Source organism: Mycobacterium sp. 236(2023) (assembly GCF_029623955.1).
Classification (GTDB): Bacteria; Actinomycetota; Actinomycetes; order Mycobacteriales; family Mycobacteriaceae; genus Mycobacterium.
Genome location: NZ_JARSBP010000002.1, coordinates 802410 through 818723 on the forward strand (window position 1 = coordinate 802410; position 16314 = coordinate 818723).

14 protein-coding genes are annotated in these 16314 nt (G+C 59.9%); 12 read left to right on the forward strand and 2 right to left on the reverse strand.

Annotated features, from left to right (window positions below; all coding sequences use genetic code 11):
- Positions 1-120: 120 nt before the first annotated feature.
- Positions 121-705, reverse strand: a complete 585-nt coding sequence (locus tag P9A17_RS06445) for a transposase (protein ID WP_278037745.1) — start codon at positions 703-705, stop codon at positions 121-123.
- Between the two features lie 4 nt (positions 706-709).
- Here P9A17_RS06445 and P9A17_RS06450 point away from each other — a divergent pair, with 4 nt between their 5' ends.
- The 6 genes from P9A17_RS06450 to P9A17_RS06475 all read left to right on the forward strand — a co-directional run bounded on the left by P9A17_RS06450 (position 710) and on the right by P9A17_RS06475 (position 9340).
- Positions 710-841, forward strand: coding sequence for a hypothetical protein (locus tag P9A17_RS06450; protein ID WP_278037746.1), 132 nt, complete (start codon positions 710-712; stop codon positions 839-841).
- A 337-nt stretch (positions 842-1178) separates the two neighbouring features.
- Positions 1179-2054: an FkbM family methyltransferase gene (locus P9A17_RS06455; RefSeq protein WP_278038625.1), complete on the forward strand. Its 876-nt coding sequence runs from the start codon at positions 1179-1181 to the stop codon at positions 2052-2054.
- A gap of 212 nt (positions 2055-2266) precedes the next feature.
- Positions 2267-3055 carry a class I SAM-dependent methyltransferase gene (locus P9A17_RS06460; protein WP_278037747.1) on the forward strand — a complete coding sequence of 263 codons (789 nt, stop codon included), beginning with the start codon at positions 2267-2269 and terminating at the stop codon, positions 3053-3055.
- A gap of 6 nt (positions 3056-3061) precedes the next feature.
- On the forward strand, positions 3062-4396 hold the full coding sequence (locus P9A17_RS06465; RefSeq protein ID WP_278037748.1) for a polysaccharide biosynthesis C-terminal domain-containing protein: 1335 nt from the start codon (positions 3062-3064) through the stop codon (positions 4394-4396).
- 1108 nt (positions 4397-5504) lie between these two features.
- Positions 5505-7823, forward strand: coding sequence for a UDP-glucuronate decarboxylase (locus tag P9A17_RS06470; RefSeq protein WP_278037749.1), 2319 nt, complete (start codon positions 5505-5507; stop codon positions 7821-7823).
- 29 nt (positions 7824-7852) lie between these two features.
- Positions 7853-9340 carry a sugar transferase gene (locus tag P9A17_RS06475; protein WP_278037750.1) on the forward strand — a complete coding sequence of 496 codons (1488 nt, stop codon included), beginning with the start codon at positions 7853-7855 and terminating at the stop codon, positions 9338-9340.
- Between the two features lie 19 nt (positions 9341-9359).
- Here P9A17_RS06475 and P9A17_RS06480 read toward each other — a convergent pair whose 3' ends face one another.
- On the reverse strand, positions 9360-9869 hold the full coding sequence (locus P9A17_RS06480) for a low molecular weight phosphatase family protein (protein WP_278037751.1): 510 nt from the start codon (positions 9867-9869) through the stop codon (positions 9360-9362).
- Positions 9870-9962: 93 nt separating this feature from the next.
- Between P9A17_RS06480 and rfbA the strand changes: the two genes are divergently transcribed.
- The 6 genes from rfbA (at position 9963) to P9A17_RS06510 (ending at position 16307) form a co-directional block, all read left to right on the forward strand.
- Entirely contained in the window at positions 9963-10832 is an 870-nt protein-coding gene (rfbA, locus tag P9A17_RS06485; protein ID WP_278037752.1) for a glucose-1-phosphate thymidylyltransferase RfbA, read from the forward strand.
- Entirely contained in the window at positions 10832-11827 is a 996-nt protein-coding gene (rfbB, locus tag P9A17_RS06490; RefSeq protein ID WP_278037753.1) for a dTDP-glucose 4,6-dehydratase, read from the forward strand. The genes rfbA and rfbB overlap by 1 nt, the downstream gene beginning before the upstream one ends.
- Before the next feature lie 47 nt (positions 11828-11874).
- Positions 11875-13272, forward strand: coding sequence for a bifunctional dTDP-4-dehydrorhamnose 3,5-epimerase family protein/NAD(P)-dependent oxidoreductase (locus P9A17_RS06495; RefSeq protein WP_278037754.1), 1398 nt, complete (start codon positions 11875-11877; stop codon positions 13270-13272).
- A 180-nt stretch (positions 13273-13452) separates the two neighbouring features.
- Positions 13453-14100: an undecaprenyl diphosphate synthase family protein gene (locus tag P9A17_RS06500; protein WP_278037755.1), complete on the forward strand. Its 648-nt coding sequence runs from the start codon at positions 13453-13455 to the stop codon at positions 14098-14100.
- A 7-nt stretch (positions 14101-14107) separates the two neighbouring features.
- Positions 14108-15499, forward strand: coding sequence for an NAD(P)/FAD-dependent oxidoreductase (locus P9A17_RS06505; protein ID WP_278037756.1), 1392 nt, complete (start codon positions 14108-14110; stop codon positions 15497-15499).
- 289 nt (positions 15500-15788) lie between these two features.
- A complete protein-coding gene (locus P9A17_RS06510) occupies positions 15789-16307 on the forward strand; it encodes a PH domain-containing protein (protein ID WP_278037757.1) in 519 nt (172 codons plus the stop codon).
- The last annotated feature ends 7 nt before the right edge of the window (positions 16308-16314 follow it).

Here is a 16314-nt window from a genome sequence, read left to right on the forward strand (position 1 = left end):
GAATCCGCTGGTTTCCTGTAGGGATTCGGCGATGTAGTTGGTGAGGTTGCGGAAGCCTAGCTTGGATCCGTGGAGGTGTTGAAGGCGGCCGTAGATGGCCTCAGTCGGGCGCCCGAGGTGTCAGGCCGGTTGGAGTAGGCCGGGACGTGGCGGCGCGTTTCTTGAGTGTCCGTCCGAGGTGATCAGTATGGTCAGTAGCTTGGGAACGTTGTTGCTCAGTGCCGCCGCCATAGCGCGCCCTCGCGTGGTCGGGTTCACGGTAGACGGCCACGGTGCGCTGATAAACCTGCCAGGCAGCTCGACCTCGGCGTGGGCGTCGACGGCGAACAGAGCGGCCAGTCGGGCTTTCTGACGGTCGGTGAGCAGATCAGCGCCGGTATTCAGCGTGCGCCGTGGTCGGTAGAGCAGGCCTGTGCTGAGGCCGCGGTGCCCGCAGGTGGCAGTTGCTGCACGCGGCGGCGACATTCGTCGAGGGCGTTGCTGGCCAGTCGGCACCACCTGAAACGGGTCCATAACCGTTGCTGCGGCGGGGAGTTCTTCGGCGGTGGCAGTGTTGAACCCCGTGAAGCCGACCATCGCAACGAATTCCACGCCATCACGCCAGTCCTGCGGTCGCCGGGCCGGCCAATCGACGAAACCTTCTGGAGCGGCCCTTCGACCATATCGAGTAGCCGGCAGCCCGGTCTTGTCCGGCAGAGGAGCCAAGTCGATGATGACGGTGACGGGTGACGTACTTGTCACCGCGGCCGGTGTGCCGCCACACGTGCTCGTTGACCCCGTTCACTTTTACGCCCTCGAAACGAGCCGGATCGACGACCAGTCGCCCGGCAACCCTCGGTGAGCACGGCGTTGTAGGCGGTGTTCCACGACACCGCCGGCGCTTCGGCGGCCCGAGCAACGGATAGATGTTGGCACACAATAGCTTCCAGCGCCCACGGCAGTTAGCGTCGGGACAGCCTGGCGCGTGGTCTCGGCCGGCCTACCCTTGTCTTCGCGCCACGCATGAGCGCATCCGACCCCGGCAACGGCGCGCCGACCCCCTCTACACCTTCGACGGCATCAGCAGATTCCGCCTCACGCCAGTCGCACACCCGCCGGATCGCTCCTTGCTGTCACAAGTGTAACAATCAGCGTTGTCGTTGTAGGATTTGCCGGGGGAGGGTCACACCTTGACTAAAGTGAAAGTTCGCAGTCCTAAAACTGCCCGGGCGGCATATATGCAACGCTTGATATTAAATCGGCTAAACCACAAGATTGCGGCCCAAAATATTGATGTTTACCCGCAATTGGCAATATTTGCATTCGACAATATCGGCTTAACAATCAACATAGAGGGTAGATATGAGCGCGATAGTCTCAATGCGCTGGAGCACTTCCTCAGTCAAGTCCTCGGAGTGAAAACCGACGCGATGGCAATCGATATTGGCGCGAATATCGGCAATCATTCTATCTTTTTTGGCAGTATATTTAGTAAGGTAGTGGCTTACGAGCCGAATCCGGCAACTTTTTCACTTCTGCAACACAACTGCGCGCGCTCGAATATTACGCCACGCAACTACGGGTTGAGCTCTAAGAAATCTATGCTCGCCTTCCGTATTGACAGAGGCAATATTGGCGCCTCGCATATTATCGATAGTAGCGCGGCGGAGTCCGATCAGGAGGGTACGATTAACATTGAGGTTAAGCGCCTCGACGACGAGGAGATTATTGCCAATCAGCCCATTTCGCTCGTTAAAATTGACGTGGAAGGGCATGAACTCGACGTGTTAAGAGGTGCGGTCAGCACGATTGATTCGGCGCGCCCGGTAATTGTTTTTGAGCAAGGGGAAGAAGAGATTCGCGACGGCACGAGCGCCGCAATTGACTTTCTGCGCAATAAAGGATACGGGTTCTATACAATCGAGAACAACTTCTATCTGGGGCGGCGGCTTGGCGCAAGGCAGTTGTCGTTCTTTCTGCGGATATTATTCGGCTTTCGTAAGATAGTGAGACGAACTAATTTCTTCGAGAAGCGTTTCTATGACATGATTATTGCGGTCCCGGACGTGGCATGATTAGACAAACGACGACAATGCCTTTCGGACACGACGAGACCTTGTGTGGAACGGGTGGCGTTTTCGGTAGCGCTCTACCATTACCGCGTCGAGCGTGTGAGCGTCGAACGCACAGTTCGCCGCAGCAACTGGCCAGTGGTGCGATGATTTCGATCGGAATTTGGACAAAGGGGATATCGGTTGAGTAAGCAGAGAGCATACGGGATCGAAAGATGAAGAGCCCCGCCGGCTGGCGCCAGTCGAAATTCGAGTTACATCCCCGAACCGGCGTACTTAGGACTCGACGAGACCGGAAGGGGCTACCTGGGTCACGACTTGTCGGCGATCGTACTGCGGCCTTTTACAGCCGTGCGATTCCCCAGTATGCCCAGGGTAGCCTGTTGGATTTGGGATGCGGCAATGCCCCACTGCTGGGCTATTATTCCGACTTCGTCGACAGTGTAACTTTAGTAGACTGGGCGAACTCGCGTCACGCGAATCCGTTGTTGGACTTGATATGTGATCTTAATGAACCGCTACTCCTTGAAGCTGAAAAATTTGACACCGTGATTTTGTCGGACGTGCTTGAGCATATTCGAAAACCTCAGGAGCTATTGAATGAGATCAGTAGGGTGCTGCGGAGTGGTACTGGAGTCCTACTGATGAATGTACCATTTTATTATTCCATTCACGAGGAACCATTTGATTTTTATCGGTATACGCGCTATGCGCTGAACGATATGTGCGAACGCTCTGGGCTCAGGATTATAGAGATTTCTTCTCTAGGTGGTATACCGGAGATAATTATCGACCTGATGTCTAAAGTTCTCCAGCAACTTCCTGTTGCGGGAAGGGCCTCTGCTGCGATTGTTCAGGCAGTGGGCGCCTTGTTGGCTGATCACGGTCCTGGCCGGCTGTTATCAGCGCGAAGCGAGGATCGATTTCCCTTGGGATATTCGTTAATTGCAGTTAAAGAGCGCGGCGAGGATCGCACGAGGGCAGTGTGTGAGGGTCCGGATTAAGCCCCAGTGAGCCGTCCGGAGACATCAGTAACCAAAGGCATTGCGATCACCGCAATCGGCAGTTGCCTGCCTCCGGCAGTTCTGCTGGTGATCCAAATTTTACTCGCTCAGAGCCTTGGCGTGAGTGGTCGAGGGACGGCCGCGGCGGCGACCGCTCCGCTGATGCTCGCAATAGGGCTTCTAACTCTTGGTTTTCCCGAGGCGGTCACCTACTTTCTCGCCGGTAGTCGCGCAGTTCGCGCAGTCAGGCAGTTCGTATTGACACTTATTGCTTTGACTATTTCGGGACTAGCCGGAACTTGTTTGTTGGTTGCCCTTGCCAGACCTTTGAGTGGGAATAATGACGAGATCGCCGCGCTAATAGGTATCGCTTCGGTGGCGCTGGTGCCGTCACTGCTGACAGCCGCGCTTAGGGGCGTGGCTCTGGGGGCACGACGCTGGTGGCTTGTTACAGCGGAACGGTCGTTGGGCGCGCTTCTCCAATTGGCTGTGATCTGCGTGTTGTACGTGGTCGAAGAACTAACACCGCTTACTGCTACGTTGACGATTACGGCGAGCCAATTTGCCGGTGCGGTCGTCTATCTTGCAGCGCCAAAATGGTGGCGCGTGCTACGCGCATCAAGTCAGACCGAGGGGACTGAATCCTTCCGAGAGTTGTCCCTATATGCTGTACGCGTGTGGGCAGGGTCCATCGCGGGGGTTATTCTTTTGCGCTTGGATCAGGTAATTATGACGCCGCTCGCTGGGGTGGCGCAGCTTGGCATCTACGTTATTGCGGCCAATCTTTCGAATGTCGCGCTGCTCTTCAATAGCGCAGTAATTCAGGTAATGTTTGCCGTGGAATCAGGTGATACCAACGAAACTAGGGTGGGACGCGCGGCTCGAATAACGACATTGGTCACCGTGTTTGTCGCTGCTTGTCTCGCCGCCGTTGCTCCGTTTCTTATTCCCATTTTGTTCGGCGCTGAGTTTTCCCCTGCGACGCCAGTACTCTTAGTATTGCTACTCTGGATTTGCCTTTCTATACCAGGTTCGGTTGCAGGAGCGGTATTGGTCGGCCGAGGCCACCCAGGGCTGCGGAGCGCGTCCTTGGCAATAAGTACTGTCGTTTACGTCCTGGCAATGTTTATGCTCATCCCTCGATGGGGCGCCCTTGGCGCTGCATTCGCGATGTTTTTGGCCTCCGTTGTGCCTGGGTACCTCAATATCTACTTTCTGCATAAACGCTGCGGCGTCGAGTTGTCTGAGTTTTACCGCTTTAGGAAATCCGATCTTCATGCTTTGCAACGTGCGCCAACATGGTTGATCAGGAGGGTCCGCAGTGCTCGGCGGAAAGTTTAGCGAATGGAGATTTACTACATCGTCATTGGCCTTTGAATGGCACTGTCCGCGGACGCGAGTGAATTGTTTGTCTCAGCGGCGCGGGCTTCGGCCTCCAGTGCAATCATTTGAGACTTGGCCCCGCGGCTCGGCGATCTCCTGCGGGCGCCCGAAGATGCGAGTCGGAATGGTCGGGTGCGCCTCCATTGAGGCCAGCGGGGTAACGCCTTAGTCCGTACGTCGGATTTCTGGACTTCCAGGTTTCACCGCTCGGACTTCCTAGCGTTTGCGCAGATTATGCGGGTCGGTGGATTGGCCGCTAGCAGCGCGCCTCTGGGTAAAGTGTCGAGTCTGTAATGCGCGTCTTCCGACGGGTATGGGGGCAGCCTCACTGATAGTTCAACGTCTGACGATTCAGGAGAAAACGCTAGGTGACTGCGGCGTGGCCGCCCATCAGGCCAGAGTTGGGTCTCTTAGGCCAGTTTTGCGAGAGATCGCAGTGCGTTCACCTAGCGTGATTCGCCAGCATATTGCACCATCAGTTTACCAGCACGTCGCAACGGCCCCAACGAGCGAAACGCGGCGCGATCCAATCCAACACCGCAGACTACTCGGTCTGTCATTGGTCAGGGTTTACGCTATGAGCCGTGGTGGTCGCGGCATCTTCAGATGTTGTCACGAACTCCGAGCAAAGCCGCAGTCACCGCCCTGAACAGCGCAGACACGCTGAATCCCCGCAGCCCCAACCTACGGCTGCAGTACTAGGCGACGGCATTACGAGGATCGCCGCAGTAGCGGCCAACGGAGAATTTTCAGAATGGCATGACGATCGATGAACAAGTCCGGTCACTGATCACGGCGACACTTATTATTAGTTAGATCGCCTCAACGACGTGCTGTTTCAGGTTGCTGCGCGTAATACGCGGTGATAGCTTTAACCTGGAAGCTTGCTCGCGGGGGACTCCTTCGATGGAGATTGGCGCCGGGTGGCTGCACGTCAGCGTGTTAGCTAATCGCCACCTCAAGCACCACGGGTCACCAGCTTTCTGTCAGTGTTGAGAACATGGCGCGGTACAAGCTGCGAGGTGTAATTATGAGACGTCCTCGGAGCTCACAATAAGGGTGGGGTATGCGGCAGCGGGCGGTTGTTACTGGCGGTGCAGGCTTCGTTGGGTCGCACCTGGCTGAGCGGCTTTTAGATCGTGACATCGACGTTGTGTGCCTGGACAACTTCATCACCGGATCCGCAGACAACGTGGCCCACCTGCAAGGGCGTGACGGATTCCGCCTGATGAAGGTCGACGTCAGCGACCATATCTCAATCCCCGGATCTGTAGACTACGTGCTCCATTTCGCGTCGCCGGCGTCGCCAATTGACTACGCGCAGCTGCCGATCCAAACGATGAAAGCGGGTTCGCTCGGTACTCTCCACACATTAGGTCTGGCCAAGGAGAAGGGCGCGCGCTATCTTCTTGCGTCGACGTCCGAAACGTACGGCGATCCACAGGTGCACCCCCAACCCGAAACCTATTGGGGCAACGTCAATCCGGTCGGCCCGCGTGCTTGCTACGACGAGGCCAAGCGATTCGCCGAGGCTCTTACGATGTCGTATCGAAAGGCGCACGGCGTCAACACCGCAATTATGCGGATTTTCAACACGTACGGCCCGCGGATGCGCCCCAACGACGGGCGCGCGATCCCGAACTTCATCACCCAGGCGCTTTCAGGTAACCCCATCACCGTGCACGGAGATGGCAGCCACACCCGGTCGGTGTGTTACGTCGACGACCTCGTCGAAGGTGCACTCCAGTTGTTGTTCTCAGATCTCGCCGGTCCGGTCAACATTGGCAATCCGCATGAGCTGACGATTCTGGAATTGGCAGAGTTCATCCGTGAACTCGCTGGCAGCGAGTCGCCCGTGGAGTTCGTTGCACGCCCCCAGGACGATCCGTCGCAGCGCCAGCCCGACATCAACTTGGCGCGCACCGAACTCCAGTGGGAGCCACAAGTGGCACCCCGCGACGGCCTCCTAAAGACCATCGCGTGGTTCCGCGACCGCGGCGATGGAACCCACGAGTCCGTCGTCTCGACCCCTCTTCGGGTGGCCGAGTCGCACCCCCGGCACAAAGTCGCGGTGATCGGCACCGGTTACGTCGGTGCTGTGACCTCGACGTGTTTGGCGTATTTGGGCCATACCGTATGTGGCCTCGACAGCGATTCCGTTCGTGCTGGCCAGTTGAACAAGGGGCAAACGCCTTTTCACGAACCGGGCCTGCCGGAGATGCTCGAAGCATCGTTGGCCACGGGCCGGCTCCGCTTCACCGATCAGCCAGCTGAGGCGCTGACCGACGCCGATTTTGTGTTTCTTTGCGTGGGAACGCCGCCGGGTCCGGACGGGTCGCCCGACCTGACGCAACTTGAAAGCGCCATCCAATCGCTCGCTCCCTATTTGCGCGCGGGTGTGGTGATTGTCAACAAATCGACTGTGCCCGTCGGCTCGGGCAACTGGACACGCACGATCCTTGAGGACGCCCTCGAAGGTACGCGCCAATTGTCTTTCCACGTAGTGTCGAACCCAGAGTTCCTGCGGGAAGGCTGCGCTCTTGATGACTTCCTGTATCCGGACCGCATCGTGCTCGGGGGTCCAGAGTCCGATGTCAGCCGCGTCGCTGAGTTGTACGAGCCTGTCCTCGATCAATCGTTCGAGGGAGGGCGGCGAGATATCAGCCCGTCGCTGATCACCACGGAACTGGCGTCTGCCGAAATGATCAAGTACGCCGCGAATGCGTTCCTGGCGACCAAGATCAGCTTTGCCAACGAGATCGCGCAGTTGTGCGAAGTCTTCGGTGCCGATGTGCGCGAAGTCATGCCTGCGATCGGCGCCGACCACCGCGTCGGGAGCGCATTCCTGAATCCCGGGGTGGGATGGGGCGGTTCGTGCTTTGGTAAAGATGTGGCAGCGCTCATCTCTTCGGGCCAGGAATACGGCTACACGCCGTCGATGCTGCAGGCAACCGTCGAAATCAACAAGGGTCAACGGTCAAGTGCCGTGCGCAAGCTGCAGCGCGAGCTGCACATGCTTAAAGGTCGCCGCATCGCGTTGCTGGGCTTGACGTTCAAGCCGGGGACCGACGACCTCCGCGACGCGCCAGCTCTGGATATCGCCAAACGGCTGATTGCCGCCGGAGCCATCGTCTCCGCGTTCGATCCGGTCGTGAAGACCTTGCCGAGCGAGTATGCGGCGGTGCGGATGACCGATGACGCATACGAAGCCGCCAATCGGGTCGACGCGGTGGTCCTGACTACAGAGTGGCCGGAGTTCCGACTTCTCGATCCTGCCGGATTACGTCGGGTCATGCGTGGCGATCTTGTCGTGGATGGCCGTAATATTCTGCCGGAAGCCAGCTTCGCCGGATCGGGTCTCCGGCTCATGGGCTTCGGCTGGTAGTCGTACAGAAGCACTGCTAGGGGGAGAGCATGACCATCGAGGCGACACCGACATCGTCGGCGCCAGAAACCGACGGGTCAACTGGGGGATCATCGTCGAACTGGCGTCCGAACGACACGCACCAGGCGATGAAACTCGGCCTGCGGCACCGTTATTACCTTCAGCTGGCCGACATCGCCACTTTGGCGGTGTCTGCGATGCTCGGCGCCGTGGCTGTCAACGTGGCCACCCCTGCCCGCGCGGGTTACGTCGACCTTGCGAACGTGGCTGTCGACATTGCCGTCACGATCCTCTGCATGGCCTTGGCTCTGCACCTGCACGGGCTCTACCGACGCCCTGCCGCGCGGTTGAGGCCCAGCGAGTGGTGGAAGCCTGCTGTGATCGCCCGGTGCGTGCCGACCGGTGCTTTGTTGGCTCTGTTCATGGATGCCTTTGCTCTCCGCGATGGCCGGGGAATGACATTGACCGCCGCCGTGGCGATGACCTTGCCCGCGATCCTGCTCGTCCCTCTCGGCCGACGGCTGATCGTCCGGATGACGGATCCCACCGTGAGTCGAATCCTGGTGATTGGGACCGGCCCGATCTCGGATCGCCTGACGTCGAGGCTGCAACGATGCCCTGACACTTTCGTCGTCGGGCACGTTGATGACAACGTCGCGCCGGGAACTAATTCTGCCGTGCTCGGCGGGCTCAGCGACTTATCTTCAGTCTGCGCCGCCTACCAGATTGACCGCGTCATCGTCGGATTCCCCAATACCAGCGATGCCATAGTCCTCGAAGCGTTGCGTCAACTTCAGGGAAGAGTGCCGATATCGGAGATCCCGCGGTACTTCGAGCTGCACAACTGGAGAAGCGAGTCCGAAGAGCTACATGGCCTCACTCTGACCCACCTCCCCACCGCGTCCCTCGGGCCTAGCGCGCGAATTATGAAGCGGGCCATGGACGTAACGCTGGCGAGCTGTGCGCTACTAGCTGCATCTCCCGTCCTGTTGGTAATTGCACTGGCCATCAAGCTCGATACCCGGGGGCCGGTCTTCTTCCGCCAGGAGCGGGGTGGCCAGGGCGGCATGCCGTTCCGGATCTTCAAGTTCCGCTCGATGACCGCCGACGCGTGGCAGAAGCGCAACACCGTCGCGAAACTGAACGAATCGGACGGTCCGCTGTTCAAAATGGAGAACGATCCACGCGTCACTCGGGTCGGAGCCTTCATCCGAAAGACCAGCCTCGACGAACTGCCGCAGCTCATCAACGTGGTTCGCGGCGAGATGTCGTTGGTTGGCCCACGTCCACTGCCCACTGAGGAAGCGGACCTTATCGACGGCGCGGCTGGACTGGCTCGCCTTGATGCGAAGCCCGGAATCACAGGACTCTGGCAGGTCTGCGGTCGCAGCGACCTGACCTACGCCGACCTGCAGCACCTGGACTCGGTGTACGTCCGCTCGTGGTCGCTGATGTGGGACGTGCGCATCATGGCGAAGACACCGCGCGTTGTGTTCGGTCGTAGCGGCGCCTACTGATTGATCGCGCGGCCCGAAGCTAAGCCGGGCGGCAGAGGCTGATGATCGGCGACACCAGATCTGCGATCTGCGAGCCGACGGCTTCAAAGACGTCTGAGCTCTGGCCAATGGGGTCAACAATATCTACCAGCTCTCCCGCAGCCATGTGTGGTCGCAGTCCGGCAAAGTCTGCCACGGTCTCGGCGCCAAATTTTGTTGCGAGGAGCGAAGCTTCGGCGAGAGTGAACGTCCTGTTGAGTTTCTGGGGGCTCATCTCCAATACTCGGTCACGGTGCCCCATGGTCATTGCCACGATGAGGTCAGCGTTGGCGGCGATTTTCGCTGTCAGCTGTCTGGCCGCAAAGCCGGAGGGGTCACCTCCCAGTTGCTGGAGTACCAGCGCCGCGTCGGCATGAACCGGATGGTTGACCACTGCCCTCGTGCCCGCGCTGGATGCCCGAAAATCGGGGATCCCCAATTCGGCTGCGAACGCGGTAGCGAGACGCTCGGCGGTCGGCGATCGGCAAATATTACCGGTGCAAACGAACAAGATATGCAGAACGATCTCCTATATCCCTCGTCGCTCATTGCTGGCCAGGGCTGCTGAATAGCTCGAACGTCGGACATGTGTCACCATAGCCGCGTGAGGGGGATCATTCTGGCGGGTGGGTCTGGAACACGCTTGCATCCGATCACGCTCGGAGTTTCGAAGCAGCTCATCCCGGTCTACGACAAACCGATGATCTACTATCCGCTTTCCACGTTGATGCTGGCGGGTATACGCGACATTCTGGTGATCACCACTCCGCACGATGCCGAGCATTTCGCGAGGCTACTCGGTGATGGATCCCGATTCGGAATTTCGCTCACTTTCGCTCAGCAGCCGTCGCCGGATGGTCTCGCACAGGCTTTCACCATTGGCGCGGATTTCATTGGCTCCGATGCAGTTGCGCTCATCCTGGGAGACAACTTGATCTACGGCCCCGGAATGGGCCGGCAGCTCACGCGCTTCGCCGACATCGACGGAGGGGCAATCTTCGCCTACCGCGTCGCGGAGCCGTCCGCGTATGGCGTAGTCGAGTTTGATAAACACGGAATAGCAATCTCTTTGGAAGAGAAGCCGAAGAGGCCCAAGAGCAATTACGCCATACCGGGCCTCTATTTCTATGACAACGACGTCGTGGAGATAGCGCGGCAGCTCGCCCCTAGCGATCGCGGCGAATACGAGATCACAGACGTCAACCTCGCCTATCTGGCACAGCAGCGTCTCCAGGTCGAAGTCCTACCGCGGGGGACGGCGTGGCTCGATACCGGGACTTTTGACCAGATGACCGATGCGGCCGAATACGTCCGCACCATCGAGCGACGTACGGGGCTCAAGATTGGGGTACCCGAGGAAATCGCTTGGGAGCAGGGCTTTCTCACCGACGACGAGCTCAGACAATGTGGAGAAAGCTTGAGCAAGTCTGGCTACGGCCGTTATCTGCTGGAGCTGCTGGAAAGGGGACACTAGTGGGGGGACTGCTTGTCACCGGGGGAGCGGGGTTCATCGGCTCGAACTTCGTGCACCACGTCGTCGACCACACCGACTACCACGTCACCGTGCTGGACAAACTCACGTACGCAGGTAATCGAGCGTCCCTGGCAGGTCTGGACTCTCGAGTCACGTTCGTTCACGGAGATGTCGTCGACACGGCGCTTGTCGATGACTTGATGGCTCCTGCGGATGCGGTGGTGCACTTCGCCGCCGAGTCGCACAACGACAACTCGCTGAGCGACCCCCGGCCATTTCTGGAAACGAACATCGTGGGTACCTACACGTTGCTCGAGGCCGCGCGGCGGCATGGAACCCGGCTTCATCATATTTCCACCGACGAGGTTTACGGAGATCTCGAGTTCGATGACCCGAGTAGATTCACCGAGATCACTTCCTACAACCCGTCATCGCCTTACTCGTCAACTAAGGCGGGAAGCGACCTACTGACACGTGCCTGGGTTCGTTCGTTTGGCGTTGACGCGACAATTTCCAACTGCTCTAACAACTATGGCCCGTATCAGCACGTCGAGAAGTTCATTCCTCGCCAAATCACCAACGTCCTGCGGGGGCTGCGTCCGAAGCTGTACGGCCTCGGCGCGAACGTACGAGACTGGATCCATGCCGACGATCACTCCTCGGCGGTCCTGAAGATCCTAGAGAAGGGTCGGGCGGGTGAGACCTACCTCATCGGCGCCGATGGCGAACGTACTAACCGGGACGTCGTCGAATTGATCTTGACGCTCATGGGTCAACCTGCCGACGCATACGATCTTGTCAATGATCGCGCGGGCCACGATCTCAGATATGCCATCGATGCCTCGAAGTTGAGGAGCGAGTTGGGCTGGGAGCCGAAGTACCGGGATTTCGAGCATGGCTTGACCGCAACGATCGATTGGTACCGAGACAACGAGAAGTGGTGGGCTGGCTCCAAAGACAGCACCGAGGCGTTCTACGCGGGTCTCGGGCAGTAGCGGGGTATACGACTTTGACGGCTTACGGAAAAGCCTTGTCTGTCAGCATGAGTCCCATACCGGGACTCCTGCTGTGGGAATTGCCGGTCCACGGCGATAACCGCGGGTGGTTCAAAGAGAACTGGCAGCGCGAGAAGATGGTTGCCGCCGGGCTGCCCGATTTTCACCCTGTGCAGAACAACGTGTCGTTCAACGACGCCGTCGGCACGACGCGCGGTATCCACGCAGAACCCTGGGACAAATTCGTTTCCGTTGCAGGGGGTCGAATTTTCGGCGCGTGGGTCGATCTGCGATCAGGCCCTTCGTTCGGGAAAGTCTTCACAGCAGAACTGGACCCGTCTCGGGCCATTTTCGTTCCACGAGGCGTCGGTAACGCCTTCCAGACGCTCGAACCGAATACCAGCTATACCTATCTCGTCAACGACCACTGGAGAGCTGACGCGCCTTACACGTCGGTGAATCTTGCTGACCGCAGTCTCGGCATCGAGTGGCCAATTCCCCTCGACCGTGCGGAATTGTCGGTGAAGGACCGTGCGCATCCGCTACTCAGCGATGTCCAGCCGGTACCGCCGCGAAAGACTCTGGTGCTCGGCGCTGGAGGGCAATTGGGGCGTGCTCTGCGCGGCGACTGGGGCGATTCGCCGATGGTCGAATTCGCTGAAAGGTCCGAGATTGATTTGGCATCAACGGATCTGGCGAACGCCCGCAACTGGCGAGATTTCGGCGCCATCGTCAATGGTGCGGCCTTCACCGCAGTCGATGCCGCCGAGACGAACAGAGGGCGCACCGAGGCCTGGGCGACGAACGTAACGGGTGTGCGCGAGCTGGCTAAGGTCGCCGCCGCAAACTCTGTGACGGTTGTCCACGTCTCCTCGGACTATGTCTTTGACGGAACGAGCGACAGGCCTTACCGCGAGGATGACCCGGTGTCGCCGTTAGGGGTGTACGGGCAGACGAAAGCGGCGGGCGATCAGATAGTCGCGACCCTCTCCGACCACTACATCGTGCGTTCATCGTGGGTGATCGGCGAAGGCCGTAATTTCGTGCAGACAATGTTGTCACTTGCACATCGAGGGGTGAACCCGTCTGTCGTCGATGACCAATATGGCCGGCTCACATTCGCGTCCGAAATCTCTCGGTCGATTAAGCATCTCGTCGATACACGCGCGCCTAGCGGAACCTACAACGTGACCGGCTCCGGACCGACCATGTCGTGGGCTGACGTGGCGCGGCACGTTTTCGCGATCTCGGGACACGATCCGGACAGGGTAACGGGCGTCAGCACCGATGAGTACTACGCCTCAGCGCCCAGCCCGGTCGCGCCGAGACCACGCAACAGTGTTCTTGACTTAGCTCGTCTGCAGGAGACCGGATTCGTGCCTGGCGACGCTCTCGAAATGCTCGAAATCTATGTGAAGGGTGCCGAAGCCGCGCTTGCGCGGTAGTTCGCCCGGTCCGAGCGCCATCGGGATGGCATCCGGCTTTGCCTATCGGTTTTCACTCTCGCCCCAATTATCACACTCCACCTTGCGCTTTCACGAAGTTTACGGAATCTGCGGATTGGGAAAGCAAGCTGGACTACATTTGCTGTGGGGGCAGAAATCGGGCGGGGGTGTGAGTGTGCCATGAAGCCAGCGCACGTGGGTCTGATACCCGACGGCCTGCGGCGATGGGCGGATGCAAACGGTACCTCGCTGGCCGAGTCGTATCGACGCGGATCCAAGAAGGTCGTCGAGATCCTGCTCGCGCTACAACGCAACGGCGTCCACACGGTGTCGGTGTACAACCTCAGTCGCGCCAACCTGGCCCGGCCCAGCGCCGAGTTGGACGCCGTTTACGCCGCGTCGCTTCACTTCTTCACGAATCTGATTCCCGCCCACTTCGATCTTGACGAGTGCGCCGTCCGCCTGCACGGTGACCGCAGCCTGCTACCCGATGAGTACGTTGCGGCGGCCGCCGAGTTGGAGAGCGCAACCACCGGCAGCGCCTTCCGCATCAACATCCTTGCGCCCTATGACGCCATGGACGAACTTCGCGCGGCGCACGCCCGTGCTCAGGCCGAAGGGTGCGACATCAGCGCCGCCTTCGACATCCCGACCGTCGACCTCGTCATCCGCACCACGGCGGAGCCTCTTCTCAGCGGCTTCTTGCCGCTGCAAAGCCAGTACGCCGAACTCATGTTCCTGTCGACCCCGCTCAACGAGCTGACCGCACACGACATCGACGACCTGATCGCTGCGCACCGCGGCTTCCCGCAGAGGCGGGGGAGGTAGCGCCGCGGTGGCCGCCAAGAATCCCTTGATCATCGGGGCGGGACCCGCCGGGCTCACCGCTGCGCTGGACCTGGTGGGCAGGGGAGTGACGCCCCGAATCTACGAAGGGTCCTCCCACGTCGGGGGGTTGGCACGCACGCCAACCGTCGGCGATTGGCGGGTCGACCCCGGCGGCCACCGCTTCTTCACCAGGCACGAAGAGATCCTCGACCTGTGGAAGTCGTTACTGCCCCACGATCAATGGATTGCGGTGCCCCGAAGCTCGGCGATGTTCGTCGAGAACCATTTGGTCCCTTATCCGCTGCGCGGGCGAGATCTGTTGAAGCAGTTGGGTTTTCGCAGTGGCGTGCGCGGCCTCGGCAGCATCACGCGCTCGCGAATTCGGCGAAGCTGGCGTGTCATCGACAAACCACAGTCGTTCCGCGAGTGGGGGATCGAGGAGTTCGGTCGCCACTGGTACCAGTTGTTCTTCGACGGTTACGTCCGCAAGACCTGGCTGGCCGATCCCGACCACCTCGCCAGCGATTGGGCGAACCAACGGATCAAGCCAATCGATTGGCGCCACGCCCGGGAGCGGGACGCCGACCAGGACGTCTTCCGGTACCCGCGGCTCGGGCCGGGGCAACTCTGGGATGCGGCCGCTGCGTCACTCGAGGCCAGGGGAGTCGCGCCGTCGCTGAACTCGCCCGTCGTCAGCATCTGCGACGAAGGAGACGGCTGGACCATCGAGATGAAAGACGGCAGGACAGCCTCAGGGGACGCGGTGTTCTCCAGCATGCCGCTGCAACTGCTCGTGAACATGCTCGAACCGCGGCCGCCCAAGTATGTGCGGGCGATCGCCTCATCGTTGCGGCACCGCTCCGTCATCACCGTCGCCGTCGCCCTGCGCAAGCAGTACGACATGCCGTTCAACTGGGTGTACACCCCCGGCCCAGAATTCCGCGTCGGCCGGATCCAGAACTACGGCCGCTGGTCGCCCGACCTCGCCCCCGAAGGCTTCACCGGCACGCACCTGGGCCTCGAATACTTCACCCTCCCGCACGACGACCTCTGGATCGCCGGCGACGAGAGTCTGGGCGATATCGTCGAGCAGGACCTGCGCGCGCTGGGTTTCGACGCATCCGACCTCGAGCACGTCATGATCGTCCGGTCCCAGTACGCCTACCCGATCTACGACCCGGGCCGCGAGCGGAACGTCGTCCGGATTCGGGACTACCTCCGCCAAAACCACCCGACCCTGCATCCCATCGGCCGCAACGGCATGCACCGGTACGACAACCAAGATCACGCGATGCTGAGTGCCCTGCGCAGTGTCGCCCGCTACTTCGGTGAGAACGCCGACCCGTGGCTGGTCAACACAGACCTCGGCTACCACGAATCCGGACTTCTCCGAAGCTGACGTGCTGCCTCAGCGAGCCAGCAACCGCCGAAGCCACGAGCGAACGTTATTGCCACCCGCTCGAAATCGCGGGCACTCGCAGGACGAGCAGTCTGTACCGGCCCGATAGTGCTCATGCGCAGAGCGCTCATGACCGCACCTGCATACCCCCGTCTGCACGGACCCCAATTTACGCGCTGCGCGCCGAGTTCCCCAGCAAATGACACTCGGTTTACGTGTGCGAAAATAAGAGGGTTTGCGGCACCGCGAACACGCCGCCGGCAGACTCGATCCCCAGTACAGTGCTGCCGTGGGCTACCCGGAAAATGTGCTGGCCAAAGATGAGCACGTCGTCTTGCACCGCCACCCGCACTGGGGGCGACTTGCCATCCCGGCCTTGATTCTCATCGTGGTGTCGGCAGCGGCTGCCTTCGTCGCGGGCTACGTCAACACGTTGAATTGGGAGCAGAACGCCAAGAACATCATCTTCGCTGTCATCGCGGCGATCTGGCTCGTCCTCGTCGGTTGGCTGTCGGTGTGGAAATTCCTGAACTGGTGGACCACCCACTTCGTCCTGACCGACCGTCGCGTCATGTACCGGCACGGCCTTGTCGCCCGGTCGGGCATCGACATCCCCCTCGCGCGGATCAACAGCGTCGAATTCCGACACGGTCTCGTCGACCGCATCTTTCGCACCGGAACACTCATCATCGAATCGGCGTCTCAGGACCCCTTGGAATTCAAGGACATTCCCCAGGTGGAGCGCGTCCATTCGCTGCTGTACCACGAGGTCTTCGACACCCTGGGAACCGAGGAACGCCCGAGCTGAGTCTGCG